The organism is Ochrobactrum sp. BTU1 (genome assembly GCA_018798825.1).
Taxonomy (GTDB): domain Bacteria; phylum Pseudomonadota; class Alphaproteobacteria; order Rhizobiales; family Rhizobiaceae; genus Brucella.
Genome location: CP076354.1, coordinates 539,996 through 565,996, shown reverse-complemented (window position 1 = coordinate 565,996; position 26,001 = coordinate 539,996). Strand labels below are relative to the sequence as shown.

Sequence of the window (26,001 nt, the reverse complement as noted above, 5' to 3'; positions counted from 1 at the left end):
CTCTCATGGACGAACTGATCGCGCGCATCACCTCCAATGTTGGCATCGATGCAGCAACTGCCGAAAAGGCTGTTGGCATGATTTTGGCATTTCTGCAGAAAGAAGGCCCAGCGGATAAAGTACAGCAGCTTTTGGCAGCTTTCCCGGGCGCCGAAGAAGCCATTTCGCAGGTCAAGGGTGGCGGTCTGCTTTCCGGCCTGATGGGCGGCGTGATGGGTCTCGGCTCGCAGCTGATGGGCGCTGGCCTCGGCATGGGTGAAATCTCCGGCGTTGCCAAGGAAACCATCCGTTTTGCCAAGGAAAAGGCTGGTGCTGAACCAGTCGACGCCGTTGTCGGCTCGATCCCAGGCCTCGGCCAGTTCGTATAAATTTGACCACCAAAGAAAAAGCCCCGGTTTTCCGGGGCTTTTTTTTATGCTTCTTTTATGACCGTCACGCCGACATGACGGGTACGCCCAGCACCCCAGCCATTGATAGCTGCTCCTAAGCCAAGGGCTGCAAAGAAGATACCGCAGGCGGCAAAGCTTCCTGTCGCACCATGGATCATGCCAACAACGAGCGGACCAATAGCCGCCAATGTATAGCCGACGCATTGCGCCATGCCGGACAGGTGAGCTGCCGTATGTGAATCCGGTGAGCGCAACACGATCACCATCATAGCGGCAGCGATCAAACCGCCCTGCCCAAAGCCCTGCACAATGGCCAGAATCCAGAAGCTCCATTGCGGAAGATAAAGGAAGCCCATCAAAGGCAACGCCGCGCTGATGCAAAGCACCACATTAAGCAGGCTCTGGCTCTTTTGTCGTATCGCAATCGATGGGATCGCGAGACAGGTCACGACCTGCACCATGATCGAAAATGAAACCAAGCCGCCAGCTGCCGTAGCACTCAGCCCCTGCTCTCGCAGAATTGGCGCAAGCCAGCCAAAAACGACATAAGCCATCGAGGATTGAAGGCCCATAAACAGTGTGACCTGCCAGGCGAGCTTGTCTTTCCAAAGCCCGACAACCTTAAATCCTGAATGCGCGACATTGTTTTTCGCACGCAGCGCCTGTGGTAGCCAAAGTGCGAGAACCAGCGCTGCTGGAATTGCCCAGAAAGCCAGTGCAAGGTTCCATGAACCGCCGAGCATATGCTCAATCGGAATTGTGAACCCGGCAGCAGCGGCTGCGCCGCCACAAAGTGCCATCGTATAAAAGCCGGTCATAATCGCAGCGGTTTTAGGGAAATCCCGCTTTACGACCCCCGGCAGCAATACATTGCCGGTAGCGATGGCAGCACCAGCCAATATCGCGCCAATGTACAGTGACGCCTGGCTTCCGATGCCGCGGATTGCCGTGCCGATGGTCAAGACAATCAGAACAAACAATAAGACGCGCTCGGCACCGTAGCGTTGGGCCAGTCTCGGCGCGAAAGGTGCGAATACGCCCAAACAGACCACCGGCAATGTCGTTAGTAAGCCAGCAGCAAAACCAGACATGCCGGTTGCGTCGATGATTTCTGGAAGGAGGACCGAAACGCTTGAAAATACCGGACGCAGATTGGCAGCAATCAACACCAGACTTAAGCCCAGTAGCACGCGCAAAGCTTGGCTTGGCAAGCGTTGTGCAGCGGGTTGCGGCACGCTGTCGGCCTCGGCATCAACAAAAGGCTCCGCATTGTGTGCCGGATTTTCTTCCGTTGCTGCCTGCAACGGAACATTGTTTGTGTGGCTCATGATGCCAACAGCCTTTCAAGTTCTTTGATTAGGGGCGCCATAAATCGACGCACTGCTTCGCCTGCCAGGTCGGGATTACCAGTGGCGATAGCTTCAATAAGGGCGCTGTGTTCTTCGTGATCGGGTTCCGGCAGCTCTCCATCGAGCGTCGCCTCTATTGATTCCCGGATGGATTGGGAAAAGAAGGCATAGACCTCGATAAGCGCATTGTTGCCCGATGCCGCGACGATTGCTTCATGGAAGGCAAAATCTCGCGAAACAAAATCGGTTCGGCTTGTTTCCGCACGCTTGTTGCGCTGCTCCAGCATCGCTTCAAGATGGCGGATCATTGCCGGTGTCGCTCGTTGAGCAACAAGTCGTGCAGCTTCCGCCTCAAGCGCTGCCCGCGTTTCAAACCGGTCACGCAAACTTGTATGGCGAATACGATCAAGACTGCGGCGCATGTCTGCCGCCGACAGAACATAGGTTCCTGAACCCTGCCGCGTTTCCAGCATTCCTTGGGCGACCAGCGCACGCACGGCTTCACGCACAGTGCCGCGACTGACCCCGAGTTTTGCGGAGAGGCTTGCTTCATTGGGCAATTGCTCACCCACGCGCCAATTGCCGGCCGTGATCTCAGCCCGAATGGACTGTTCTGCAGCATCGGCGAGGCTTTTTCTTGAGAGTATTTCCATAGATCACCAAAGTCATCAGATGACTTGATGAATTATATGTCATAATCTCGCGTGTCAATGTGGATTACATGCGACGTGCAATCTGCTTTAACCTTATCTGCCGCATTCCGTTAACAATTATCGCGCAATGTGGCACGCTAGAATGAAGCCTTCGCAACCGGGTGCCGCATGATTACTCTTTACTGCCTTAACGGAGACCATCTCGACCGCGTCGAGGTTGAGCCGGGCAATCCCCTTCCTGAAAACGTTATCTGGATTGACCTTCTCGCACCCGGCGTCAATGAAGATCATATCGTTGAGGCGTGGACCGGCATCTCGATCCCGACCCGTGAAGACATGACGGAAATCGAGGAATCGAGCCGATTCTATATGGAGAACGGCGCGCAATATCTGACTGTACCGATCCTTCATGCGGTGGATCTCGATCATCGTGAACTCGCACCTGTCACTTTCATTCTGCATGGACAGCGGCTGGTAACGGTTCGCTATGCCGATCCGAAATCGGTCAGCATTTACATCACGCGCGCGACAAAGCCGGGCAACGGCCTGATCCCGAATGCAAAATGTTCCGGCCTTTCAATCATGCTCGGCATAATCGAGGCCACCACCAATCGTCTGGCAGATATTCTGGAAGGCGTTGCAGGCAAGATCGATGCGGCATCGCATTCGATCTATCGTCGCCAGCCCAAGGCACGGCCAATGACGACTGAGGATTTCCGGCACATCCTCACGCAGATCGGTGGACAGGGTACGTTTCTATCACGAATGCGCGAAAGTTTGGCAGGCATCAGCAGAATGCTGGTTTATCTCTCTGCGATCAACAGCCCGGTTGCAACCAAGAAAGACACCCGCTCTTGGGTCAAATCGCTAGAACGCGATGCGCAGTCGCTGGTCGCCTATGTGGATTTTCTGTCCAACAAGGTGACGTTCCTGCTTGATACGATTGTCGGGCTTATCTCTGTCGAGCAGAACGCGATCATCAAGATTTTCTCGGTTGCGGCAGTGGGCTTCATGCCTCCAACACTCGTCGCATCCATCTATGGTATGAACTTCTCATTCATGCCGGAGCTGAACTCGCCCTGGGGCTATCCGATGGCGCTTGGCCTGATGGTGGCCTCAGCTTTGCTGCCGCTGTTTTATTTCCGCAGGAAGGGGTGGCTGTAAATCACACCGATGCAGCCACAATCTCCCAGTCTCTGCCGTTAATTTTCAGCACGTCGCCCACCGGCTTGCCAAAAAGCATAATGGCCACGGGCGAGACGTGGGAGATTTTGCCATTGGCGGGGTCGGCCTCGTCCTCGCCAACAATGGTCCAGACCCGCACGCCACCTTCATCGAGGTTTTCCAACTCCACCGTCATGCCAAAGCGTACAACGTCACTGTCCGGATCGGGCACGGATAGTTCTGCGGTTTCACGACGCGAAGTCCAGTAGCGCAAATCACGCGAAACGCGGGCAATTGCCGAACGCTCGCCTGCAACATTCGCTTCGGCCAGTTCGCGGTGAAGCCGTGCAAGCTCGTCGTCAATCATCTTCAAACCGTTCGGCGTGACGAGATTGCGGTGCGGACTGATGGGACGCTCGCCGAGATCGATGGGCGCGTCGTCCTGTTCTTTGGTGAAAGCTCTACTCATCATCTGAATGTATGCAGAGCGCTCGCGCCCCGCAAGCCCACAGTCTGAACACGAGCGCAACCGGATAAAAATCCGTATTTCAGTGCACGTCGAGTTTTTATTGATTGACCAGTCAATCAAAGTTAAAATAGGGATCAACAGCCCTCAACCCGGATGACGATTATGCCCAAGATCGGGATGGAACCCCTACGGCGGCGCGAACTGATCGATGCCGCCATCCGTACTATCGGCCAGCGTGGTTCGTTGGACGTCACTGTTGCGCAGATCGCCCATGAAGCAGGTGTATCGCCCGCGCTTGCGCATCACTATTTTGGCGGCAAAGACAAGCTGATCCTGGCCACCATGCGCCATCTCTTGCGTGAGCTGGGGAGCGATTTGAACGCCGCCGTGAAGCTTGCAGAAACTCCGCGTGAGCGTATTGCGGCCATCATCGCGGTTAATTTTTCCGCCTCGCAGTTTGCGCAGGAGACGATTGCAGCCTGGCTGACCTTCTATGTTCATGCGCAGCAATCCGAAGACACAAAGCGGCTTTTGCGCATCTATGCGCGCCGCCTGCATTCAAACTTCGTCTTCGCGCTGGAACAATTGACCAGCCACGAGCGCGCCAATCGTATTGCCGAAGGCGCAGGTGCGCTGATCGATGGGCTTTATATCCGCCACGCCCTTGGTGCCGATGCGCCAAATGCGGCATCGGCAATTGCCCTTGTTGAAGATTACATCGCTGTTCAGCTTTCGGCGGAGAAATAAGATGGAAGCGGATTTCGTTATTATTGGCTCCGGCTCTGCCGGTTCGGCTATGGCCTACCGGCTGTCGGAAGATGGCAGGCACTCGGTTATTGTCATTGAATTTGGCGGCCCAGACATCGGCCCGCTGATCCAGATGCCAGCCGCCCTTTCCTTCCCCATGAATATGGAAACCTATGACTGGGGCTTTTCCACCGAACCTGAGCCGCATATCGGCGGGCGCAGTCTCGTCACGCCACGCGGCAAGGTGGTCGGCGGATCATCATCCATCAATGGCATGGTCTATGTGCGCGGGCACGCACGCGATTACGATCACTGGTCGGAAAGTGGCGCGCGCGGCTGGTCCTATGCCGATGTATTGCCCTACTTCAAGCGGATGGAAAATTCCCACGGCGGACAGGAAGGCTGGCGCGGCACCGATGGTCCGCTGCATGTTCAGCGCGGTCGTCGCGATAACCCGCTGTTCAAGGCCTTCGTCGATGCCGGCCAACAAGCGGGCTTTGAAGTCACTGACGATTATAATGGCGAGAAGCAGGAAGGCTTTGGCCCGATGGAGCAGACGATCCATAATGGACGTCGCTGGTCTGCGGCCAATGCCTATCTGAAGCCTGCCCTCAAGCGCCCCAATGTGAAGCTCGTCAAAGGCTTAGCACGAAAAATCGTGATGGAAGGAAAGCGCGCGGTCGGGGTTGAAATCGAAGCGGGCCGTACTTTCTCGACTATCCGCGCACGCCGCGAAGTCATCATCGCTGCATCCTCCATCAATTCGCCAAAGCTGTTGATGCTTTCAGGCATTGGACCTGCTGCGCAGCTTAAAGAGCACGGCATTGAGGTCGTGGCTGATCGTCCCGGCGTTGGGCAAAATCTGCAGGATCATCTGGAAGTCTATATCCAGCAGGAATGCACGCAGCCGATCACGCTCTATTCCAAGCTCAACCTGTTTTCCAAAGCCAAGATTGGCGCGGAATGGCTGTTCTTCAAAACCGGCGACGGCGCGACAAACCATTTCGAATCCGCAGCCTTCGTGCGTTCTAAAGCGGGCGTGGAATATCCGGATATCCAATACCACTTCCTGCCGGTCGCGATCCGCTATGACGGCAAAGCGGCTGCAGAATCGCACGGCTTTCAGGCGCATGTCGGACCGATGCGCTCCAAGTCGCGCGGCAGTGTTACCTTGCGCTCGGCTAATCCGCGCGAAAAGCCTGTCATAAAGTTCAACTATATGTCGCATGAGGATGATTGGGCCGATTTCCGTCATTGCGTGCGACTGACACGCGAAGTTTTCGGACAGGACGCATTTGCCCCTTATCGCGGCGCGGAAATCCAGCCCGGCGCGAATGTGCAGTCTGATGACGAGATCGACAATTTCATTCGCGAGCATGTGGAAAGTGCATTCCACCCTTGCGGAACTTGCAAAATGGGATCAGTTGACGATCCAATGGCAGTGGTTGATCCAGAATGCCGGGTTATTGGCGTTGAGGGGTTGCGGGTTGCGGATTCATCCATCTTCCCGCGCATCACCAACGGCAACCTCAACGGCCCGTCGATCATGACTGGCGAAAAGGCATCGGATCATATTCTGGGACGCACTCCGCTGGCGCGATCCAATCAGGAACCGTGGATCAACCCGCGCTGGGAAGTATCTGATCGCTAATGAAACTCGAGGAGAATAAAATGAAAGCCCAACCTAAAGCCTCGCATTTCATCGGCGGCGCATTCGTGGAAGACAAAGCTGGCAAGCCGCTTCCCGTCATCTATCCGGCGACAGGCGAAGAAATCGCAAAGCTTTATTCAGCAACACCGGATGTGATCGAGAGCGCCTATGCTGCCGCGTTGAAAGCGCAAGGCGAATGGGCAGCACTCAAGCCGGTGGAACGTGGCCGCATTCTGCGCCGCACGGCGGAAATCCTACGCGAGAAAAACAAGAAGCTCTCCAAGCTCGAAACGCTTGATACCGGCAAGGCATTGCAGGAGACACTGGTGGCGGATGCAGCATCGGCTGCAGATGCGCTTGAGTTTTTCGGCGGCATTATTTCCGGCTTTAATGGTGAGTTCGTAGAGCTTGGCGGATCGTTTGCTTACACGCGCCGCGAAGCGCTAGGCATCTGTGTCGGCATCGGTGCGTGGAATTATCCGATCCAGATCGCAGCATGGAAATCTGCGCCAGCACTGGCCATGGGCAACGCTTTCATTTTCAAGCCGTCTGAAAATACGCCTCTTTCAGTACTCGCTCTGGCAGAAGCCTATAAGGAAGCCGGCCTTCCTGACGGTCTGTTCAATGTTGTACAAGGCTTTGGCGATGTTGGTGCGGCACTCGTCAATCACCGCATGACAGCCAAGGTTTCGCTCACCGGTTCAGTTCCAACCGGCAAGCGGATCATGTCGCAGGCTGGTGAGCATCTGAAGCATGTCACGATGGAACTTGGTGGCAAATCTCCGATCATCGTATTTGATGATGCAGATCTCGACAGCGCTATTGGCGGTGCGATGCTCGGCAACTTCTATTCGACCGGTCAGGTCTGCTCCAACGGCACGCGCGTTTTCGTTCATAAGGATGTTCGCGAAACATTTGTCGAGCGTCTGGTTGAACGCACCCGCAAAATCCGCATTGGTGATCCTCTGGATGAAGCCACCCAGATGGGACCACTCGTCAACAGCGCGCAGCGCGACAAGGTTTTGTCCTTTATTGAAAAGGGCAAGCAAGAAGGCGCGAAGCTTGTATGCGGCGGCGGCGTTCCAAAGCTGCAGGGTTTCGACAAAGGCTACTTCATCGAGCCAACCGTCTTTACCGATGTGACTGACGACATGACGATTGCCCGCGAGGAAATCTTCGGCCCGGTCATGAGCATTCTCGAATTCTCGGACGAGGATGAAGTGATTGCGCGCGCCAACGATACCGAGTTCGGTCTGGCTGCCGGTGTATTCACCGCCGACATCGCCCGCGGCCATCGCGTAATCGGACAGATCAAGGCAGGAACCTGCTGGATTAACGCCTATAATCTGACTCCTGTTGAAGTGCCATTTGGCGGCTACAAACAGTCCGGCATTGGCCGCGAAAACGGCATTGCCGCACTGACACATTACAGCCAGATCAAGACTGTCTATGTGGAAATGGGCAAGGTTGACAGCCCCTACTAATCCCACCTAGCAAACAACACAAAGCCCCAATCAATATTAGCAACTACTAATATTGATTGGGGCTTTGTCATTTATGGTCAAGCACAATATTTACGCCATAAAAGCGACCAGTAAACTTCGACTTCCCAAAAGATTGATCACATCTTTCTTATTATATTGAATTTTAACGTCTAATTGATTGCTTTTGTCGCAATAACCTTTTGCGGGAAATAATAATTACCTCCCACAATGGGGTTGGAATGACAAAAGAGCTGTTTTTATCGACAGATATGGTCGATGCCGAAGCGCGCGACGACTTTTGGCGCGACGCTATCAAGCTATTTTACGAAGTATCTGCCCTCGATGAAGAAAACGAAGAAGGCTTTATCGGTACTTTGCGCTCTTATCCATTCGGCAACATGCTGGTTGGTTCCACCACCTTTAACACCCAGCATTATGAGCGCACAAAGAACCTGATCGCTCAGACTGGTCTCGATCACTATGTTCTTCAAGCCCTACTTTCCGGCACCCTGAGTGGAGATTTCAACGGAGCCTCTGTTGCTGCGAAACCCGGTGACATTTTCATCCTCGACATGTCACAGGTCATAACCAGTCATGCAGAAGCGGGCGCACGTCTGACGGTTATCATGCCACGGCAAGAGCTGGAGAAGCTTATCGGATGGCGAAATCTTCATGGCATGGTGTTCAAAACGGAAGCTGCGACAACCCAGCTCCTCTTCGAGTTTCTGCGCGGGCTCAATGATGTGGTTCAGGAACTCTCCGCCGTGGAGGCCATCGCCGCCAAAGATGCAATGATGGCGCTACTTGCTGCATGTATTAAGAGGGCGGACACAGGCGCTGCTGAGAGTGCAACAATCAACCTGCCGATACGCAATCGCATTCTTGCCTATATCGACAAGAACATAACGAACCCGCTTCTTGATCCCCATTCGATACAACAATATTTCCGCATGTCGCGCTCACATATTTATCGCGCATTTGAACCGGACGGCGGCGTGGCAAAGGTCATTCGCGACAAGAGGCTCGATATGGCTTACCGGATTCTGATCGAACAAAAAGGCAAGCCTGTTTCACTTAAAGAAATCGCCTATCGCTGCGGTTTTAATGACAGCACACAACTGACGAAGGCTTTCAAAGGGCGCTTCGGTATTACGCCGAAGGAAGCACGAGAAGCCAAAGCCCCGCTGCCGTTACAATCGGAAGGCGGCACGCTGGTTATTCACGAACATCTATCGTCACAGGCAAAAAAGGTCGTTGTCATCTGAATTGGCGAGAACATACAATCATTGAGAATGCTGCAACACCGCTGCATTCCATCAAAAGCGTATCAGACAATAACAGCGCCCGTGCGCACGCTTCGCCAGACCGATCCGTCCGAATAGGCCATTTGCGCGCCGCCGCTGGCGTTACTCACAAAAGCCATTGCGCCAGCCCCGTGCTGGGACGGCGATGGCAAAGCGGCAACCGCATAGGCGGCCGGGCGTATCGGGCCATCGACATGCAGCCGTGTTTCCGGCCAAATCTGACCAACGGCCACATTGCCGGTTGCTCGATCGACCTTCATGGCCTCTCGCCAGTTTCCGCTATCGTCGCCGACTTTTATGCTGAAATTATTGTCCCCATTCAGGCCCATTTCAGCATATCCGGTCCAGCCCGACTGAAACAGAAGGCTGGCCGTATTGGTTGCGGTCTGCTTGTTGATTTTCAACTGATGCCCGGCACCGGCATTGTTGAAGAGGCTCGCTTCTGAAGAAATGGCGAAACGGTTGATCGCATCAGCCGTCGCCTGAACGCCCAGCATGGACAACGAAAGACTATCCGGCACCGAGCCTGTCACCTGCCATTCTGTGCCATTGTAAACAAATAGCTTGGTCTCTTCTTCGACGTAGGCCAGCCAGCCTTTTGCGATGGTCGCGAATGACCATCCCCCATCGATAAAGAAGGCAACCTTGCCCTCTTTTCCAGCCCATTGGCCGGTAGCAGGTGCAGCAACGATATAACGATCACCTGCGGCAGGTGTTTCCGGAGCGCCCGTTTGGGTTCGGGATTTTACACTCAGATGCACAACTGCATCGAGAAAGCGCAAAGCCTCATTGTGTGTGACGTGCTTCTGCGCCTGACTGGGCATGATATAGGGAAGTTTGAGATTGGGTGTCTGGTCCATAAATAGCTCCTCGCTGTGATAATGCGAGGAGCTTAACCGCACTTATGCTGGTGGGGATAAGTCAACTGCCGCGATAGGTCGAGTAGGACCAGGGGCTGACCAGCAACGGCACATGATAATTGCCGTCTTCATCTGCAATCGCAAAACGGATCGGGATCAAATCAAGGAACGGCGGATTGGCGACATCGGCGCTGCGCCCTTCGAAATATTCAGCAACGTGAAACTGAAGCTCATAGGTGCCTTCCTGCATTTCACTTCCGCTGAGCAATGGTTCGTCGGTGCGACCATCGAGATTGGTTACGGTACGCTTGATCAGTTCGGTTTTGCCTAAAGCGCCAAGCCGATAGAGTTCAATCCGCATTGCTGCGGCTGGACTACCATGTGCAGTGTCGAGAACATGTGTTGATAGCTTGCCCATGGTTCACCTCAGATTTGCGTTTCGAGAGCCGGGATTGTCTCGATGCGATAAGTGACATCCGGCAGGAAATATTCCTCCAGATTATTCTCACTTCCGGCCCGGTCAACAATAAGAAAATCCGATGTCTGCTCCAGCGACACAAGCGGATGATGCCAGACATTGCGCCAGTAATTGACGCCCTGATCACCTTGCGCCAGAAACGCTCTCGGTTTTCCGGGTTTGCCATCCGCATCTTCTGCAACAACAACAAGAAACGGCCTGCCATTCAGCGGCACAAAAGCCTGCGAGCCGAACGGATGCCGCTCCAGCATGACGACATCGACAGGCGCTGTGAAGGACTGGCCTCTAAAAATATTGATGAGGACGCGGGCGTCGGTGCCTGCTGCTTCAACATGGGCCAGATCGTGGAAGCGCTCCGTCGTGCCATTGTTGATAAGGCGACGTTCGGCGCCTTCAATCTCGATTACATCCCCAAATGGCGCAAAAGCCGCCTTTGTCAGCGGCTCAACTTCAAGCACTTCAAATTTCACACTGTCCTCCCCACAAACCTGATTTTATGACACCTAACAAAGCTTTGCCGCCAGCAAATTGTCAATCGCGAAGCAGTTTCAACAAACACATGAAAAAGGCCGGGATCGTCGCCCGGCCTGTCTAAATTATCAAAGACTTGTGCTGTTTATCGCTTGAGAAGCGACATGATTGCGGGAACCCCACAAGCAGCAAGTGCGAGCTTGACGAGATCACCAATGATGAACACGCCAAAGCCGAATGCTAAACCTTTTTCTAAACCGAACAAATAGGCCATCCAACCTGCTCCCATCACAAGGATGACAACCTCTGCAGCAAGCATGACACCGCCGAGAAAAAGCGGTTTGCGCGCCAGCCCCTTATCGGCAGCGCGACCGACCATCCAGGCCGCAATGAGATAGGACAGCAGATAGCCCCCTGTCGGACCAACCATGTAAGCGAGGCCAAGCCCCTTTTCCGGCGTTCCGGTGAAAACCGGCAAGCCGAGTGCGCCTTCAAGCAAATAGAGGGCAACCGTGGCAACCGCCAGACGCGAGCCATAAAACGCAGAGATTGCAAACAGCGCTGCGGTCTGCATTGTCACGTTAACGTAGAGAAGATCGACTTTGATATTGGCGGAAATGGTAAGAACAGCGGTACCGATAAGCGCGAGCAAAACAAACCGGAAAGCACGAGCCAATTGCCTGGTTTGCAAGTAGCCGACAGGAAGAGAAGCAACGGCAACCCTTGATTTGTTTCTCTGACGCATGTTCATCGCACTCCTTATATCGACCCAATATGGGCGCTGTGAGTACCGTTCCACCAGATTATCATTTGAAACCGGACTATATTCGTCCTAAGCCGCTTAATCAATAAAACCAAAGAAGAACGGGTTAGTCCATGGCGCTTGATTTTGACGGCAGCTTTGCCCCTGAATATGGGACTCCGGTTGCCCTGAATAAAGGCCTGCTGCGGCTGACCGCGAATAATCCCAGCGCTTTTACCTTTCATGGCACCAATAGTTACATTGTAGGCACCGATACACTGGCGGTTATCGATCCTGGACCGGAAGATGAAGCGCATTATCAGGCGCTGCTTGCAGCAATTGCCGGTCGCCCTGTCAGTCATATCTTTGTGAGCCACACGCATCGCGACCACTCGCCTCTCGCAAAGCGATTGAAGGAACAGACCGGCGCGCTCGTTGTCGCCGAAGGTCCGCATCGCCCTGCCCGCCCCTATTACAGCGGCGAGATCAATATGCTGGAGGCGAGCGCCGATATTGATTTTGCGCCCGATCTGGCCCTCGCCGATGGTGCGAAAATCGATGGCGATGGCTGGAGCCTTCGCGGCATACACACACCCGGACACGCCGCCAATCATATGGCTTTTGGCCTTGAAGGCACCGGCATTCTTTTTTCAGCCGATCATGTGATGGCATGGGCCACATCCATCGTCGCACCGCCCGATGGATCGATGAGCGATTACATGACTTCGCTTGAAAAGCTGCTGGAGCGCGATGATCGCATCTATCTGCCCGGTCATGGTGGAGCCGTCACCAAGCCAGCTGCATTTGTGCGTGGTTTACGCGCACATCGGAAAATGCGGGAGCGTGCGATATTGGAGCGGATCGTGCAAGGCGACCGCACCATTCCCGACATGGTCAAGACTATCTACCGCGATACAGACCCGCGCCTGCATGGTGCTGCAGCTCTCTCAGTTCTCGCCCACCTTGAAGATCTTGTCGGGCGCGGTGAAGTCATTACGGATGGCAACCCATCGCTTAACGGCATTTACCAGCCGCGGTGATCACTCCACGTCAGCAGGAGCCTTGTTCACTTCGCCCTCAAGCGCAGACAGAAACTCGGTGATAAAGGCAGCATTCAGGCCCATATCCCGATTGCCGTAACGCGAAACGGATCGCATATCGACATAAGTCGTCTCACCTTCATCAAGCAGGCGGATGACCACATCGCTTTTCAAACCAAGAATGGTGCTGTGCGCAGTTGCTGCAAAGCGTGTCGCATTCTGCGCTGGCAGCGGCGTGTCACGGCTGATTTGTTTCCAGCCAAATGCTTTCAAGGTGTTTTCCACGCCTTGCGCCACCCGGTCGGGTGCAGCTTCATAGCGGCGCCCCATCACATCAGGATAGGCGGACATCTGCCTCAGCATATCGCTCTGGACCTCAACAGACAGCGAATTCATACGCGTTAAGCGTGCAGGCATGGTCGAAGGAAACTGCGGCGGCGTCTCAAAGTCGGTCGTCAGATCATAGAGCGGAGGCGAGCCATACCAGAGCGAGGCAATGAAACAGAGGGGCAGCAGAACAGCACATGCCAGAAAGCTGGCCCAGAACGAACGCGCACCGCCTTTGTCACCATTCACCCATAGATTGCGTAGCCCCTTTGCGGCACAAAGCAGTGCTAAAATCGCGAATATCCCGCCTGCAGCTGCAACCAGAACAAAATCGGGTGTCTCGATTTTACCGAACCTGTGCAGAATAAGACCAAGCGCTGACAGGACAGCCGCAAAAACGCCAAACCGCAATGCCCAAATTGCGGAGCGCGACTGTCGGCGCTGATAGCGAAGTTTTCTCATGCGGGGTCCCAACTGCCTTTAGAGCGCAATCATGCATAACAGAGACTGCACTGGCGCAAAAGAAAAACGCTCAACACTCGCTGGCAATTTAACCAGCTATGAAAAAACAGCGGGAAAAATAGAGTGAAATCAATATAAAAGCTATTGCAGCAACTTCTAACGAAGGGCATGATCGCGTATATGGGGGCTTTTTTCGGATTCGTCGGAGAGGACGACATGGATCGAACCCTTCATAATGGCCAAATGCCAGCCACATCCAGCACCGCTGAAGCGGAGCAGGATGTCATGACGCTGGAAGCAGTCGAGCTTGAATTTGCGCTCGGTGCCATAGACGTTCTCATCGAAGGATTTGACACGGCTCTTGCCAAGGCAGCGGAGCGTGTGGGCGGCGAAGTACTTTTCAATATGCCAGCGCTGGACACCACCGAGGCACAACGTATCGGTGCAATTGCCATTCCCGGACAGCCGCAAGATCAGGTCGTCTTCGTTACGCTTGGACACGATGGCACAACACTTTCAGTCGCTCCGCCAACCGGCAACAATGCGCTGTTTGAAAGCCTTGGCCGCAATTATGCCGCTGTCATGAAAAGCCTGACACCGAATGGTAAGTCAACCAACGGAACCTAGAGCGCCGTGCGCCCTCCTGGGCGCACAAAGATCGCTTCGCACTTTTCGGGATGCTCTCTAAAGCACTATTTCTCGGCCTGCGGCTTCACAGCTGCAGCTGGTGCTATTGCATGAAGATTGTGTGCTGGCACCGGATTGAGCGTCATCGTCGTCCGAACATCGCGTAGCTTCACGAATTTCATGCCTTTTGCCTGAAGCGCAAGAATGCCTTTGGCAACACCTTCACCTGCCGAACGTGCCGGCTGGTTGATATGGGAAATGATGACATCGCCATCGCGCGCCGCTGAAATACGGCGGGCCACGACAGGTGCAAGGAGGGATGCGCCCTGATCGCCATTGAGCGAGTAGCCGCCGATCTCATAGCCCATGCTCTGCGCAAGTTTAATAGCGTCAGTCGAATAACGGGCCGTGGCATCCCGATACCATTGCGGCTTTGATGCGCCGGATTTAGCGATCGCATCAGCGCCACCATCGATTTCGGAGCGGACCGCATCAAGCGAACCTGCCGTTTTGATATTATACATGGTCGGCGCATTGGTAATGGCTGGTACATGCAAATTGCCGTGGTTCTCGATATCGAAAAGATCAGGATGGGCCTTCATCACCGCGAAAGCTTCGGCATTCTGTTTCAACCAGCGCGCGGTGACAAAAATTGTCGCCGGAATGCGGTTTTCTACCAGCACATCGAGAATACGGTGATCCGTTTTGCCCATGCAGGCATCAAGCGTCAGCGCGACCTGTGGCGAAGCAGGACCACCTTTGGCGATGCGCAATTGCGGTTCAACAATGCTGATTTTCTCGTGCTTCTCTGGCTGCGGTAGCGCGTCATAGGCGCTGGCCACAGAGCTCAAGCAAACAAGCGCGGCCCCCGCCGCTAACAACTGACGAAACATAGCTGCCCCGATTAATTAAAGTTCTGGCTTTGAAATTTACTGTTTACAGCGCCTGAACCAAAGCCGAATTATGGCAATGATTTAGAGCAGCGATCCGATTGATTGAGATCACCGCTCTAAATTTCCGTTTCAGGCACATATTACCCTAAAACCGTTTCACACGTTTCAGGACGCTTTACCATTGCGGGCTGCAGCTTGGGCTGCCGCCAGTCGGGCAATCGGCACTCGGAATGGCGAGCAGGACACGTAATCAAGACCTGTTTGCTCGCAGAAGCTGATCGATGCCGGATCGCCGCCATGCTCGCCACAAATACCCAGTTTGAGCTTGTCGCGGGTTTTGCGTCCACGCTCGGCTGCGATCTGGATCAGCTCTCCCACGCCATCAAAATCCAATGAAACGAACGGGTCCTGTTCGATTACACCACGGCTCTGATAGGTCGAAAGGAATGGCGCTGCATCATCACGCGAAATACCGAAAGTGGTCTGCGTGAGGTCGTTCGTGCCAAAAGAGAAGAACTCTGCCGTTTCAGCAATTTCAGCGGCCCGAAGAGCGGCACGCGGCAATTCGATCATCGTGCCGACCATATAGTCGATCTGGACACCGGACTCGCCGATCACTTCTTTTGCCACCGCATCGATGCGCGCTTTGACAAAATCAAGTTCTGCCTTGAGGCCGACCAGCGGCACCATGACTTCCGGCACGACATGCTCACCGGTCTTCTTGCCTGCTTCAATGGCGGCTTCAAAGATCGCGCGCGCCTGCATTTCAGCGATTTCCGGATAGGATACTGCCAGACGGCAACCGCGATGGCCGAGCATCGGATTGAACTCATGAAGACTATCGGCACGTTCGCGCAGTCTATCGGCGTCGACGCCCATGGCGCTTGCCACTTCTGCTACTTCTTCATCGGTGCGTGGCAGGAATTCGTGCAAAGGCGGATCGAGTAAACGGATTGTGACAGGCAAGCCCTTCATGATCTCGAACAGCTCGACAAAATCCGAGCGTTGCATCGGCAGAAGCTTTGCTAGAGCCGCACGGCGACCATCCTCCTTGTCGGCAAGGATCATCTCGCGCATCGCGATAATGCGTTCGCCTTCAAAGAACATATGCTCGGTGCGGCAGAGACCGATGCCTTCTGCCCCGAACGAGCGTGCAGTACGGGCATCGGCAGGCGTTTCGGCATTGGCGCGCACCTTCATGCGGCGGGTCTTGTCTGCCCACTCCATGAGTTTGCCGAAATCACCCGACAGTTCGGGCTGCAGCATGGCAACCTTGCCTTTCAGCACTTGCCCGTTGCCGCCATCAACGGTGATTACATCGCCTTTTTTGAAAGTCTGGCCAGCAGCCAGCATGGTACCGTTGCGATAATCAACACGGAGAGAACCTGCACCCGACACGCAGGGCTTGCCCATGCCGCGTGCAACCACTGCCGCGTGACTGGTCATGCCGCCGCGCGTGGTCAGAATGCCCTCAGCCGCGTGCATACCGTGAATGTCTTCCGGGCTCGTCTCAACACGCACTAGAATGACATTGCGGCCTTCGGCCTTTGCTTGTTCTGCATCTTCAGACGAGAACACGATTTCGCCTGTCGCAGCGCCGGGAGAAGCAGGTAAGCCTTGGCCTATAACAATGCGCTCGGCTCGCGGATCGATGGTCGGATGCAGAAGCTGGTCGAGTGCGGCCGGATCAATGCGCAGCACGGCTTCTTCTTCAGTAATCAGCCCTTCTGCGGCCATTTCAACAGCCATTTTTAGTGCTGCTTTTGCCGTGCGCTTGCCGGAGCGGGTTTGCAGCATCCAGAGCTTGCCGCGCTCGATGGTGAATTCCAGATCCTGCATATCGCGGTAATGCTGTTCAAGTCGATCTGCCACTTTCAGAAAGTCGGCAAAGGCTTCCGGCATGACCTTTTCAAGCGAAGGCTTATCAGAGCCTGCAGCAATACGCGCTTCTTCGGTGATGTTCTGTGGTGTGCGAATGCCTGCAACGACATCTTCACCCTGCGCATTGACCAGAAACTCGCCATAGAGCTTCTTTTCGCCGGTCGATGGATTGCGGGTGAAGGCAACGCCGGTCGCAGACGTTTCGCCCATATTGCCGAACACCATGGCCTGCACATTCACCGCCGTACCCCATTGGGCCGGGATGTTATGCAGACGACGATAGGTGATGGCGCGGGCGTTCATCCAGCTGGAGAAAACGGCACTGATTGCTCCCCAAAGCTGTTCGCGCGGGTCTTGCGGAAAAGGCTCGCCGAGCTCTTCCTCGACCTTCGCCTTGTAGAGCCCGATCACATCTTTCCAGTCGTCCGCACTGAGAGCCGTATCGACTTCAACGCCGAGATCGGCCTTCTTATCTTCGAGGATTTCTTCAAAGAAGCCATGGTCGACACCCAGCACGACATCCGAATACATCTGGATGAATCGGCGATAGCTGTCATAGGCGAAACGCTCGTCGCCAGCCTCACGCGCAATTGCCTGCACTGTCTCATCATTGAGACCGAGGTTCAGAACCGTATCCATCATGCCCGGCATGGATGCACGCGCACCCGATCGCACCGACACAAGCAACGGCTTTTCCGCACCACCGAACACGCGTCCAGTCCGCTCAGCCACCTGATCAAGTGCTGTCTGCACCTGCTGATCAAGTTCGTCGGGATAGGACCGCTCATGGTCGTAATAGGAAGTGCACACTTCCGTCGTGATCGTAAAACCGGGCGGCACTGGCAGACCAAGGCTGCTCATTTCAGCCAGGTTCGCGCCTTTACCGCCGAGAAGGTTGCGATCACTCGCAGCGCCCTCTGCCTTACCATCACCGAATGCGTACACCCACTTCGCCATGCCGGCCTCCCTTGCGCAGGTAACGGTCCGCAATGTCTGTGGTTTTCCACAGGCTTGCAGAAACTATCTTCGTGCTTATGCGATCAAGTCGTTGTCTGCCAATCAAAAAAGACAAAGCACCGTAATAGAATCGATTAGACGACAATAAAGCCGATCCACCGATTGACTCTGATCACGGATTAGATCAAAAATAAGAACAAATATAGAACATTTGGAGTTGATTATGCGTATCACCGGCAAGCTTGATTATCTTGAAATGCCAGCGGGCAATGGATCACTGGACGCTGCGAAGAGTTTCTATGCGCGGGCTTTTGGTTGGTCGTTCGTCGATTATGGGCCGACCTATTCCGCCTTCGCGGAAGGTCTGGATGGCGGTTTTGATGCCGATCCGGAAGCGACGCGCAAGCCGTTGCCTGTGCTTTATTCCGCGCAGCTCGAAGAAACCTTGAAGGCTGTGACAGAAGCTGGTGGAACGGTTGTGAAGCCGATTTTTGCATTTCCCGGCGGCCGTCGTTTTCACTTCACCGACCCTGCCGGCAATGAGCTTGCTGTCTGGAGCGAGAAGTAACAACATCATAGTTGCTAGTTGACAGCAGCGACCACATGGAAATGATGCGCCATGTCTTATTTAGTTCAACATAGAATTGGTGACATGCGCTTCATTCTCCCAGCCGTTCTGCTTTCTCTCGCCGCTTCGTCAGCATCCGCTCAGACAACAGCGCCTGCGCCCGACAGCGCACCGCTCAGCCGATGCGAAGAGTTTCTCAAAGGTATGAGCGTTCTCAAGCCCGGTAAGGATTATGCAGTCAGAGACATCCCCGATGGCTGCGTTGTTTTGAACGGTTTGTATCAAGCCACGAGCATTATGGGCTGGACAGTAGACAGAGCCATCATCGAAGTGGATCGTTTGCAGGACTATCTGTCCGAAGCGCCTGATTTGAGCAAAACTGCACCGCAATGGGGACGCATTGCGGTCGATGGTGTGCGCTTCACGATGCAAAGCGGCAGCAAAATCTCGGATTACATCACCTCAATTCAGCAATGGCCGATGGATTTTACGGCCTCCTATCGCTTCAATCCGGAGAGTGGTTATCTGCACATTCAGAACGCAGAAATCAGCAGCACAAAGCTGGGCAAAGCTTCAATTTCTGCGGAAATCAACCTGCCGATCGATTCATCGGTTGCTTCTCTGACCGTTAATCCGACCGCCACACTTTCGCATCTGCGTTTGCGCCTCGATAATCAGGGCCTGTTGGAAAGTGTCGCTTTGCCGACACTCGTCAATTTCGCTGCACTGCCATCTGAGACCGGCGAAAGCGACCCGGAAGTCGACATTGCGCGTCTACGCAATATTGCCAGCAAAGCCATTGAAGCCATGCCCGACAGCGAGATCGATGCGGCTTCCAGAAAAGCGCTGGCTCGTTTTGTTCAGGACATGCCAAATCCGACGGGCTTTTTCACAATGGATGTGCATTTCGACAAGCCGTTGCCAATCGGTCTCAAGGATCTGGAGCCGGGCAAACTTGCACAACACGCGCTGACAGGCGCAAAGATCAGCGTAACCTATAAGGCTCGCTAATCAGATCAAACGCGAAGCGAGAGCATTTCCAGTTTCGATTTATAGCATTTCCAGCAAAAGTGCGAAGCGGTTTTGCGTCGGATAATGCGTAAAAACAAACAGTTACAGCGGTTCCAACGATTCATTCTTAACTGGAACCGCTGTAACTGTTGGAAATGCTCTGTCTATCTGTTTTAGAGCATAAGTCCTATCGGAGTGAAACGAGGATCGATAAGATTATGCTTCAAATAAAAAGGCTTAGGGTGCCGATCTGATACAATCAGCTCGAAACGTGCTCTAAGCGCATCTTGCGAAACAAAGCAGTATCAACCGCCATGTCCACATCTCTATCATCCCTTGAAACCGCCGCTAAATATCTGTCGCAATCCGACAAAGATCAGTTCTTCAAAATCAAGCGTGAAATAGAAGCATCAGGTGCATCCAGAGCAAGCATTGAAGAACGTCTTCATGCGTTTATTTGGCAAGTCATTGAAGCCGATGATGATGACGAAGACGAAAGCGGGAATGAAGAGTGATACTCTGACTCAGAAATGAGCGCGTCGATCTGATTATTTGCTTTTGCGCATCATCCGACGCAGAGCCATGTAACACTTTTCGGGATGCGCTCTAAAATCAGCTTGCTTCGCGCAGCTGCTCTGCGGTTTGAAGATCAACCGAGACAAGCTGGCTCACGCCTTGCTCACCCATGGTCACGCCAAACAGGCGGTTCATGCGCGCCATGGTGATCGGATTATGCGTGATGACTACGAAACGCGTTTCGGTTGAAGCCGCCATTTCGTCCATCAGATTGCAATAGCGCTCGACATTATGGTCGTCGAGCGGCGCGTCCACTTCGTCCAGCACGCAGATCGGTGCCGGATTCGTCAGGAACACGGCAAAGATCAGCGCCATTGCAGTCAGTGCCTGTTCGCCGCCTGAAAGCAGCGTCATGGTCTGCGGCTTTTTGCCGGGTGGGCGTGCCAGAATTTCCAGCCCTGCATCCAGTGGATCATCGCTCTCAATGAGCTGCAATTCCGCAGTACCACCACCAAAAAGATGCGTGAACAGACGCTGGAATTGCGCATTCACAACATCAAATGCAGCCAGCAACCGTTCACGGCCCTCGCGGTTGAGGCTCTGAATCGCCTGACGCAGTTTCTTGATCGCTTCAATGACGTCTTCGCGCTCGGAGATAATCGCCTCAAGACGCGCCGAAAGCTCCTGACTTTCCTCTTCCGCGCGCAAGTTGACTGCACCAAGACGCTCGCGTTCGATCCGCAAACGTTCAAGCTGGCGCTCGAGCTGATCAGGATCAGGCATACGGTCTTCAGGCTTCAAACCTGTGTGGCGGATCGCTTCGTGCGGCGCACAATTAAGTGCATCGACAATACGCGCTTCCGTATCCTTGCGACGTTCCTCGGCAGCTGTCAGGCGCTCTTCAGCACGCGCACGCTGTTCGCGGCTGGTCGCAAGCTGCTGGATGGCAAGCGTTGCGGCCTTGTCGAGCTCTGCCTGTGCAGCCTCTGCTTCAGCAAGAATGTCGGCAGCCTGCTTGCGACGCTCATCAGCTCCCGAAAGCTCATTAAGCAGAGCGCGGCGGCGGCTTTCGATCTCTTCCGGTGCTTCCGCCAGTGCTTCAGCTTCATCGGCAGTCTCAGAACGACGATCATTTAGTGCAGCAATCTGCTGCGCGGCGTTTTCTGCACGAGACGCCCAGTTGCGGCGTTCAAGCCCAATCATCGCCAAACGGCGCGAACGGTTGTCGGCTTCGCGACGCTGACCTTCATAGGCAGCGCGAGCTTCCGCAAGCTGAACGCGGTCAGCTTGCACTTCCGTAGTCATGGCCGAATGACGTTCGCCGATAGAATCCATATCGGGCATTTCGTTGAGACGGTCTTCGGCTTCAACAACGCGGATCTGTGCTTCCTCAAGGTTTTCCTCAAGGCGCGATTTGGCTTCTTCGAGACCAGCACGTTTGGTGGCCAGCTGACCCGCAGCACGTTCAACAGCAGCCAGAGCCTCACGCGCATCATCTAGCTTGCGCTGATTGGCACGCCAGGCATCGCGGGCAACGCGTTCCTGTTCAACCGCTTCGCGAACAGCCATTTCAAAACGTTGCACGGCCTGTTCGGCACTCTTTACGCGGGCGTCAGCACTGATTGCTTCCTGCTCAAGCTCCGCCAGACGGTTCTTTTGCGCAAGCCGCTGAGCAGCTGGTGTCGGCGCATCGGCACTTGCAGTATAGCCATCCCAGCGCCACAGAGCACCAGCCTTGCTGACCAGTCGCTGGCCAGGACGCAGAGAAGCCTGCAAACGCGGACCATCATTGTCAGAAACCACGCCGACCTGCGCCAGTCTGCGGCGCAATTGCTGAGGGCCTTGCACCAGACGATCAAGCGATACACTGCCTTCAGGCAGAACCGGATCGGTTTCGGCTGCCGGATTATAGGCCCAAAAGACCGGAGCATCGGTGTCGCTCGCTGCATCAAGGTCTTCACCCAGAGCGGCACCCAAGGCAATTTCATAGCCCTTTTCGACCTGTAACTCTTCGACAACCGGCGGAAACTGTCCTGTCTCTCCAGCATTGAGAATGCGCGCCAATGTCTGCGCTTCGGTCTCGATCCGATTAAGCTCAGTGCGCGCTTCGCTGAGCGGCTGGCGGCCTGCCGCCTCCTGCTCACGCGCAGCACTCACGAGTTCTTCAGCGGCAGTCACCGCGTCTTCGGATGCTGCCAGTGCGTCAGTTGCAGCTTCAACTGCAACGCGCTTCTCAGCCGGATCAAACAGTCCACCGATCTGCTCCGTGACCGCCGCAATATCGCGCTCGATTGTTTCCATCTGGTTCGCCAGACGGTCACGACGGCTTTGCGTCTCCTGCAAGGCCCGCTCGATCTGCGTTCGTTCGGCAGCGGCCTCTGCGCGTTCCGCGGTCACGCGAGCAAGCGCGTTTTCGCTATCCTGCAACCGGATTTCCGATTCCTCGAAAATCGCACGCAACTCTTCATCCCGTTCGCCAGATGCTTCATTGGATGCGAGCAGCTCCTGCTCTTCCTCGTCAAGCCGTGCCAGAATGTCGGCATTCTCGCGCACCATTTGCTCTTCGCGTGCAATGTCGGCAGTCAACTGTTCGAGCCGTTTCATAAGCTCGGCACGGCGGGCACGAATACGACCGTCTTCTTCGTCGAGCTGGGTGCGAGCGATTGAAAGACGCTGCAAAGCGGCAGCGGCTTTGGCTTCTGCCTCACGCATTTCAGGCAATTTATGCGCGCCAACGCCCTGTTCGCGCGCGGCATTCATCTGTGCCTGCGCCATATCGCCGACAACAGAGGTTGCCTGTGCCAGTGCGCTTTGCGCCTCGCCTTCCTGCGTTTTGGCTTGCGACCAGCGCAAATGAAGCAAAGCTGCTTCGGCCCGACGAATATCAGCCGAAAGTGCTTTAAAGCGATTGGCCTGACGCGCCTGACGTTTCAGACTTTCAATCTGGCTGCCAAGCTCGCCAACGACATCTTCGAGACGTTCAAGATTGCCTTCAGCTGCACGAAGGCGCAATTCCGCCTCGTGGCGACGGGTATGCAATCCGGAAATGCCTGCGGCTTCTTCCAGAAGCGCGCGACGCGCCTGTGGCTTGGCCTGAATGAGTTCACCAATCCGGCCCTGTCCCACCATGGATGGCGAGCGGGCGCCGGTTGATTGATCAGCAAAGAGCAGCTGCACATCCTTGGCGCGCGCTTCCTTGCCATTGATGCGATAAACCGAACCCGCTTCGCGCTCGATACGGCGCGAAACCTGCAACTCGTCCTGATCATTATAGGCAGCAGGTGCTGTGCGGTCAGAATTATCGAGGAAAAGCGTCACTTCCGCCGTATTACGCGCGGGTCGCGTAGCGGAGCCGGAAAAGATCACATCGTCCATGCCGGAAGCGCGCATGTTTTTGTATGAGTTTTCACCCATCACCCAGCGCAGAGCTTCAACGAGATTGGACTTGCCACAGCCATTGGGTCCGACAACGCCCGTCAGCCCACCTTCAATGACGAACTCCATCGGTTCGACAAAGGATTTGAAACCAACAAGACGCAGCTTGGAGAAGCGCATCAGTGAGCCCTCCCCGAAACTGTTTCAACGCGCCGGTTATGCGAAAAACCGGCTTCCACTTTTTCGCCTGGCGCTTGCGTATAAACACAAAAAGCGGACGCAACGAAGCGTCCGCTTTTCTTGCCGAAAGGCGGCTTAGAGCAGCTTGTCAATGATTGCCGACATCTCGTCAACCGAAAGGGCTCCAGCGTATTTCTGTCCATTGATGAAGAAAGTTGGCGTGGCGTTCACACCAAATTCCGTCGAACCGCGTTCCATCGTCGCTCTCACATCATCGAGAACTTGCTGGTTCGTCAAGCAAGCCTTGAATGACTCCTGTGTAAAACCTGCAAGTTTTGCGATCTGGAGCAGTGCAGCTTCGCCATCAGCGGCGCCAGCCCATTGCTGCTGCTGCTTGAAGAACACTTCAACCATCGGGAAATAACGATCTTCCGGTGCGCAGCGAGCGAGCATGAAAGCAGCGGTTGCGCGTGGATCGAACGGGAACTCGCGGAAAATCAGCTTCGCCTTGCCGGTATCGATGTATTTTTCCTTGATGGTCGGGAAAGTGTTGATTGCAAAATCAGCGCAATGCGAACAGGTCAGCGATGCATATTCGACGATCGTGACTGGAGCATCGGCCTTACCATAGACCATGTCCTTGAGCTTGCCAGGTTCTGCGACTTTGGCGGCATCGATGGTGGCTTCCGCGCTGCGGGACTGAGCGCTTGCATTGCCAGCAAGAGCCAACCCTGCGGCAGCTGCGCCTGCAAGAGAAATAACATGTCTGCGGTTAAGCGTTGCAGGCATACGAATCATCCAGTCCTGTTTAAATGTTGACGTTTAAGAGCAATTTAGGGTGGCCGATGACTAATCACCAGCCCTCACTTGATCAAATGAAGTTCAGCACGACTCTTGGATCAAATTTAAGGCAAGCCGCTCACTTCTTCGTGGCGCGTTTCTCAGCGAGTATATTTTTTCCAAGGCGGGCAAGAGCGGCGCGCAGAGCATCGTCCTCAATACCGTCCGTTGCCTTATCGATACGCCGTTCTTCTGAAGGCGCCAGAGGAGCCATTCGCTTTGGCTTACGCCTGAAATCCAGCGCAGGCGGCTTCTGCTCAATCTTTATGCGACCTATAGCCGAGAAGCCAAGGAAGCCATTCACACGACTGATAATTTCACCCGTTTCGTGCTGGATCTGCAAAGCAGAAAAACCTTCGCAGGCAATAATCAGCGTAGCGGGACTGAATGGATCGTCTTCATGCAGGCGCCGCGGCCAGATAATGCGCAGCGGGCGTGATGAAGCACCTATTGCCGGGCCGACAATATCTTCCCAGGATTGCAGCAATGAGAGATTGATACCCGCACGCTTTTGCAACATCGGGTCCATCAAACCAGATGCCATATCTGCCAGAGGGCGGAAGCCTCTTTTGGGTTTACGTTCGCTCATCGCGTTCCATTATAGCCGCGAAACCACTCAACAAACAAAGGAATACCTTCATCGAGTGTGGTTTTAGGGCTGAAACCAAGATCGCGCGCAGCAAGTGTAATATCAGCATAGGTGCGCGGAACGTCGGCAGCTGGCATCGGTTCAAGTTTGCGGATCGCTTGCTTTCCACATGCTTTTTCAATTTCTGAGATGAAATCGCTGAGCATGACCGGGCGGTTATTGCCGAGGTTATAGACAGGCGCAGTTTGTTCAGGCTGTTCCATAATGCGTTTTATGGCGCCTAAAACGCCACTTACGATGTCATCAACGAATGTGAAATCTCGCTGCATTTCACCATTGTTGAAAACACGGATCGGCTCGCCCTTGAGGATTGCCGAGGTAAACAGCCATGGCGCCATGTCCGGGCGTCCGAACGGACCATAGACCGTAAAAAAGCGCAAACCCGTCGAATGCTGGCCGTGAACATGCTTATAAGACACGGCCAAAAGTTCACCTGAACGCTTTGTAGCGGCATAAACCGAGACCGGATGGTCAACAGCATCGCTTTCAGAAAACGGAATTTTTTCGTTAGCGCCATAGACTGACGACGAGCTGGCATAAACGACTGGCGGACGCTTTTCGAGCTTCAGAGCCGTTTCAAAAACTGTAACCTGCCCCATGACATTGGCCGACACATAGGCTGCCGGGTTTTCTATGGAATAACGAACGCCAGCCTGGGCTGCGAGATGCACGATGACATCGACATCACGATCAGCACCAATTGCCGCATTGAAAGCTTCCGCATCGGAAACATCCGCTTGCGCAAAGCGAAAGCCGTCGCGCGCATTCAGCTTGGCAAGACGCGTTTCCTTGAGGTCAACCTGATAATAATCATTAAGATTATCGATACCTATGACCTGCCATCCCTCATCCAGAAGGCGCACTGCGGTGTGAAAGCCGATGAAACCAGCGGCGCCCGTCACGATTGCTTTCAT

25 protein-coding genes are annotated in these 26,001 nt (G+C 54.5%); 11 read left to right on the top strand and 14 right to left on the bottom strand.

What is annotated here, in order from left to right:
• The first annotated feature begins 5 nt into the window (after positions 1-5).
• A complete protein-coding gene (locus KMS41_02680) occupies positions 6-368 on the top strand; it encodes a DUF2267 domain-containing protein (protein QWK78171.1) in 363 nt (120 codons plus the stop codon).
• Positions 369-412: 44 nt separating this feature from the next.
• Here the strand turns inward: KMS41_02680 and KMS41_02675 are convergent, their stop codons facing one another.
• Positions 413-1,717 carry a CynX/NimT family MFS transporter gene (locus KMS41_02675; GenBank protein ID QWK78170.1) on the bottom strand — a complete coding sequence of 435 codons (1,305 nt, stop codon included), beginning with the start codon at positions 1,715-1,717 and terminating at the stop codon, positions 413-415.
• Positions 1,714-2,391 carry an FCD domain-containing protein gene (locus KMS41_02670; GenBank protein QWK78169.1) on the bottom strand — a complete coding sequence of 226 codons (678 nt, stop codon included), beginning with the start codon at positions 2,389-2,391 and terminating at the stop codon, positions 1,714-1,716. The genes KMS41_02675 and KMS41_02670 overlap by 4 nt, the downstream gene beginning before the upstream one ends.
• Before the next feature lie 168 nt (positions 2,392-2,559).
• On the opposite strand from KMS41_02670, the gene KMS41_02665 reads away from it, so the two are divergent.
• The gene (locus KMS41_02665; GenBank protein QWK78168.1) at positions 2,560-3,555 is read left to right on the top strand and encodes a magnesium transporter CorA family protein; all 996 of its coding nucleotides are present in this window, start codon (positions 2,560-2,562) and stop codon (positions 3,553-3,555) included.
• A 1-nt stretch (position 3,556) separates the two neighbouring features.
• On the opposite strand, the gene KMS41_02660 is transcribed toward KMS41_02665, so the two are convergent.
• Positions 3,557-4,024: a GreA/GreB family elongation factor gene (locus tag KMS41_02660; protein ID QWK78748.1), complete on the bottom strand. Its 468-nt coding sequence runs from the start codon at positions 4,022-4,024 to the stop codon at positions 3,557-3,559.
• Between the two features lie 162 nt (positions 4,025-4,186).
• On the opposite strand from KMS41_02660, the gene betI reads away from it, so the two are divergent.
• The 4 genes from betI (at position 4,187) to KMS41_02640 (ending at position 9,171) form a co-directional block, all read left to right on the top strand.
• On the top strand, positions 4,187-4,771 hold the full coding sequence (gene betI, locus KMS41_02655) for a transcriptional regulator BetI (GenBank protein QWK78167.1): 585 nt from the start codon (positions 4,187-4,189) through the stop codon (positions 4,769-4,771).
• 1 nt (position 4,772) lies between these two features.
• Positions 4,773-6,422 (top strand): choline dehydrogenase, encoded by a 1,650-nt coding sequence (gene betA, locus KMS41_02650; protein QWK78166.1) that lies wholly within the window; start codon positions 4,773-4,775, stop codon positions 6,420-6,422.
• 20 nt (positions 6,423-6,442) lie between these two features.
• Positions 6,443-7,906 carry a betaine-aldehyde dehydrogenase gene (betB, locus tag KMS41_02645; protein ID QWK78165.1) on the top strand — a complete coding sequence of 488 codons (1,464 nt, stop codon included), beginning with the start codon at positions 6,443-6,445 and terminating at the stop codon, positions 7,904-7,906.
• A gap of 239 nt (positions 7,907-8,145) precedes the next feature.
• The gene (locus KMS41_02640; GenBank protein ID QWK78164.1) at positions 8,146-9,171 is read left to right on the top strand and encodes a helix-turn-helix domain-containing protein; all 1,026 of its coding nucleotides are present in this window, start codon (positions 8,146-8,148) and stop codon (positions 9,169-9,171) included.
• 62 nt (positions 9,172-9,233) lie between these two features.
• On the opposite strand, the gene KMS41_02635 is transcribed toward KMS41_02640, so the two are convergent.
• The 4 genes from KMS41_02635 to KMS41_02620 form a co-directional block, all read right to left on the bottom strand.
• On the bottom strand, positions 9,234-10,070 hold the full coding sequence (locus tag KMS41_02635) for a DUF2793 domain-containing protein (protein ID QWK78163.1): 837 nt from the start codon (positions 10,068-10,070) through the stop codon (positions 9,234-9,236).
• A gap of 61 nt (positions 10,071-10,131) precedes the next feature.
• Positions 10,132-10,488, bottom strand: a complete 357-nt coding sequence (uraH, locus tag KMS41_02630) for a hydroxyisourate hydrolase (GenBank protein QWK78162.1) — start codon at positions 10,486-10,488, stop codon at positions 10,132-10,134.
• Positions 10,489-10,496: 8 nt separating this feature from the next.
• Positions 10,497-11,018, bottom strand: a complete 522-nt coding sequence (locus tag KMS41_02625; GenBank protein ID QWK78161.1) for an ureidoglycolate lyase — start codon at positions 11,016-11,018, stop codon at positions 10,497-10,499.
• Between the two features lie 146 nt (positions 11,019-11,164).
• Positions 11,165-11,764, bottom strand: coding sequence for a biotin transporter BioY (locus KMS41_02620; protein QWK78160.1), 600 nt, complete (start codon positions 11,762-11,764; stop codon positions 11,165-11,167).
• A gap of 131 nt (positions 11,765-11,895) precedes the next feature.
• Here KMS41_02620 and KMS41_02615 point away from each other — a divergent pair, with 131 nt between their 5' ends.
• Positions 11,896-12,801, top strand: a complete 906-nt coding sequence (locus KMS41_02615) for an MBL fold metallo-hydrolase (protein QWK78159.1) — start codon at positions 11,896-11,898, stop codon at positions 12,799-12,801.
• Here KMS41_02615 and KMS41_02610 read toward each other — a convergent pair whose 3' ends face one another.
• Positions 12,802-13,590 (bottom strand): DUF1499 domain-containing protein, encoded by a 789-nt coding sequence (locus tag KMS41_02610; protein ID QWK78158.1) that lies wholly within the window; start codon positions 13,588-13,590, stop codon positions 12,802-12,804.
• Positions 13,591-13,806: 216 nt separating this feature from the next.
• Here KMS41_02610 and KMS41_02605 point away from each other — a divergent pair, with 216 nt between their 5' ends.
• Positions 13,807-14,217 (top strand): hypothetical protein, encoded by a 411-nt coding sequence (locus tag KMS41_02605; protein ID QWK78157.1) that lies wholly within the window; start codon positions 13,807-13,809, stop codon positions 14,215-14,217.
• A gap of 65 nt (positions 14,218-14,282) precedes the next feature.
• Here the strand turns inward: KMS41_02605 and KMS41_02600 are convergent, their stop codons facing one another.
• Both KMS41_02600 and ppdK read right to left on the bottom strand, forming a co-directional pair.
• A complete protein-coding gene (locus KMS41_02600; GenBank protein QWK78156.1) occupies positions 14,283-15,110 on the bottom strand; it encodes a polysaccharide deacetylase family protein in 828 nt (275 codons plus the stop codon).
• A 165-nt stretch (positions 15,111-15,275) separates the two neighbouring features.
• Complete coding sequence (gene ppdK / locus KMS41_02595; protein QWK78155.1) at positions 15,276-17,948, bottom strand: pyruvate, phosphate dikinase; 2,673 nt, start codon at positions 17,946-17,948, stop codon at positions 15,276-15,278.
• Positions 17,949-18,171: 223 nt separating this feature from the next.
• Between ppdK and KMS41_02590 the strand changes: the two genes are divergently transcribed.
• The 3 genes from KMS41_02590 to KMS41_02580 all read left to right on the top strand — a co-directional run bounded on the left by KMS41_02590 (position 18,172) and on the right by KMS41_02580 (position 20,042).
• Positions 18,172-18,516, top strand: a complete 345-nt coding sequence (locus KMS41_02590; protein QWK78154.1) for a VOC family protein — start codon at positions 18,172-18,174, stop codon at positions 18,514-18,516.
• An 84-nt stretch (positions 18,517-18,600) separates the two neighbouring features.
• On the top strand, positions 18,601-19,527 hold the full coding sequence (locus KMS41_02585; protein QWK78747.1) for a hypothetical protein: 927 nt from the start codon (positions 18,601-18,603) through the stop codon (positions 19,525-19,527).
• Positions 19,528-19,841: 314 nt separating this feature from the next.
• On the top strand, positions 19,842-20,042 hold the full coding sequence (locus KMS41_02580; GenBank protein ID QWK78746.1) for a hypothetical protein: 201 nt from the start codon (positions 19,842-19,844) through the stop codon (positions 20,040-20,042).
• A gap of 97 nt (positions 20,043-20,139) precedes the next feature.
• Here the strand turns inward: KMS41_02580 and smc are convergent, their stop codons facing one another.
• From smc to KMS41_02560, 4 genes are all read right to left on the bottom strand, one after another.
• Positions 20,140-23,598: a chromosome segregation protein SMC gene (gene smc / locus KMS41_02575; GenBank protein QWK78153.1), complete on the bottom strand. Its 3,459-nt coding sequence runs from the start codon at positions 23,596-23,598 to the stop codon at positions 20,140-20,142.
• Positions 23,599-23,733: 135 nt separating this feature from the next.
• Entirely contained in the window at positions 23,734-24,387 is a 654-nt protein-coding gene (locus tag KMS41_02570) for a DsbA family protein (GenBank protein QWK78152.1), read from the bottom strand.
• A gap of 130 nt (positions 24,388-24,517) precedes the next feature.
• On the bottom strand, positions 24,518-25,027 hold the full coding sequence (locus KMS41_02565; protein QWK78151.1) for a DUF721 domain-containing protein: 510 nt from the start codon (positions 25,025-25,027) through the stop codon (positions 24,518-24,520).
• Positions 25,024-26,001, bottom strand: a complete 978-nt coding sequence (locus tag KMS41_02560; GenBank protein ID QWK78150.1) for an SDR family NAD(P)-dependent oxidoreductase — start codon at positions 25,999-26,001, stop codon at positions 25,024-25,026. Before KMS41_02560 ends, KMS41_02565 begins: the two co-directional genes overlap by 4 nt.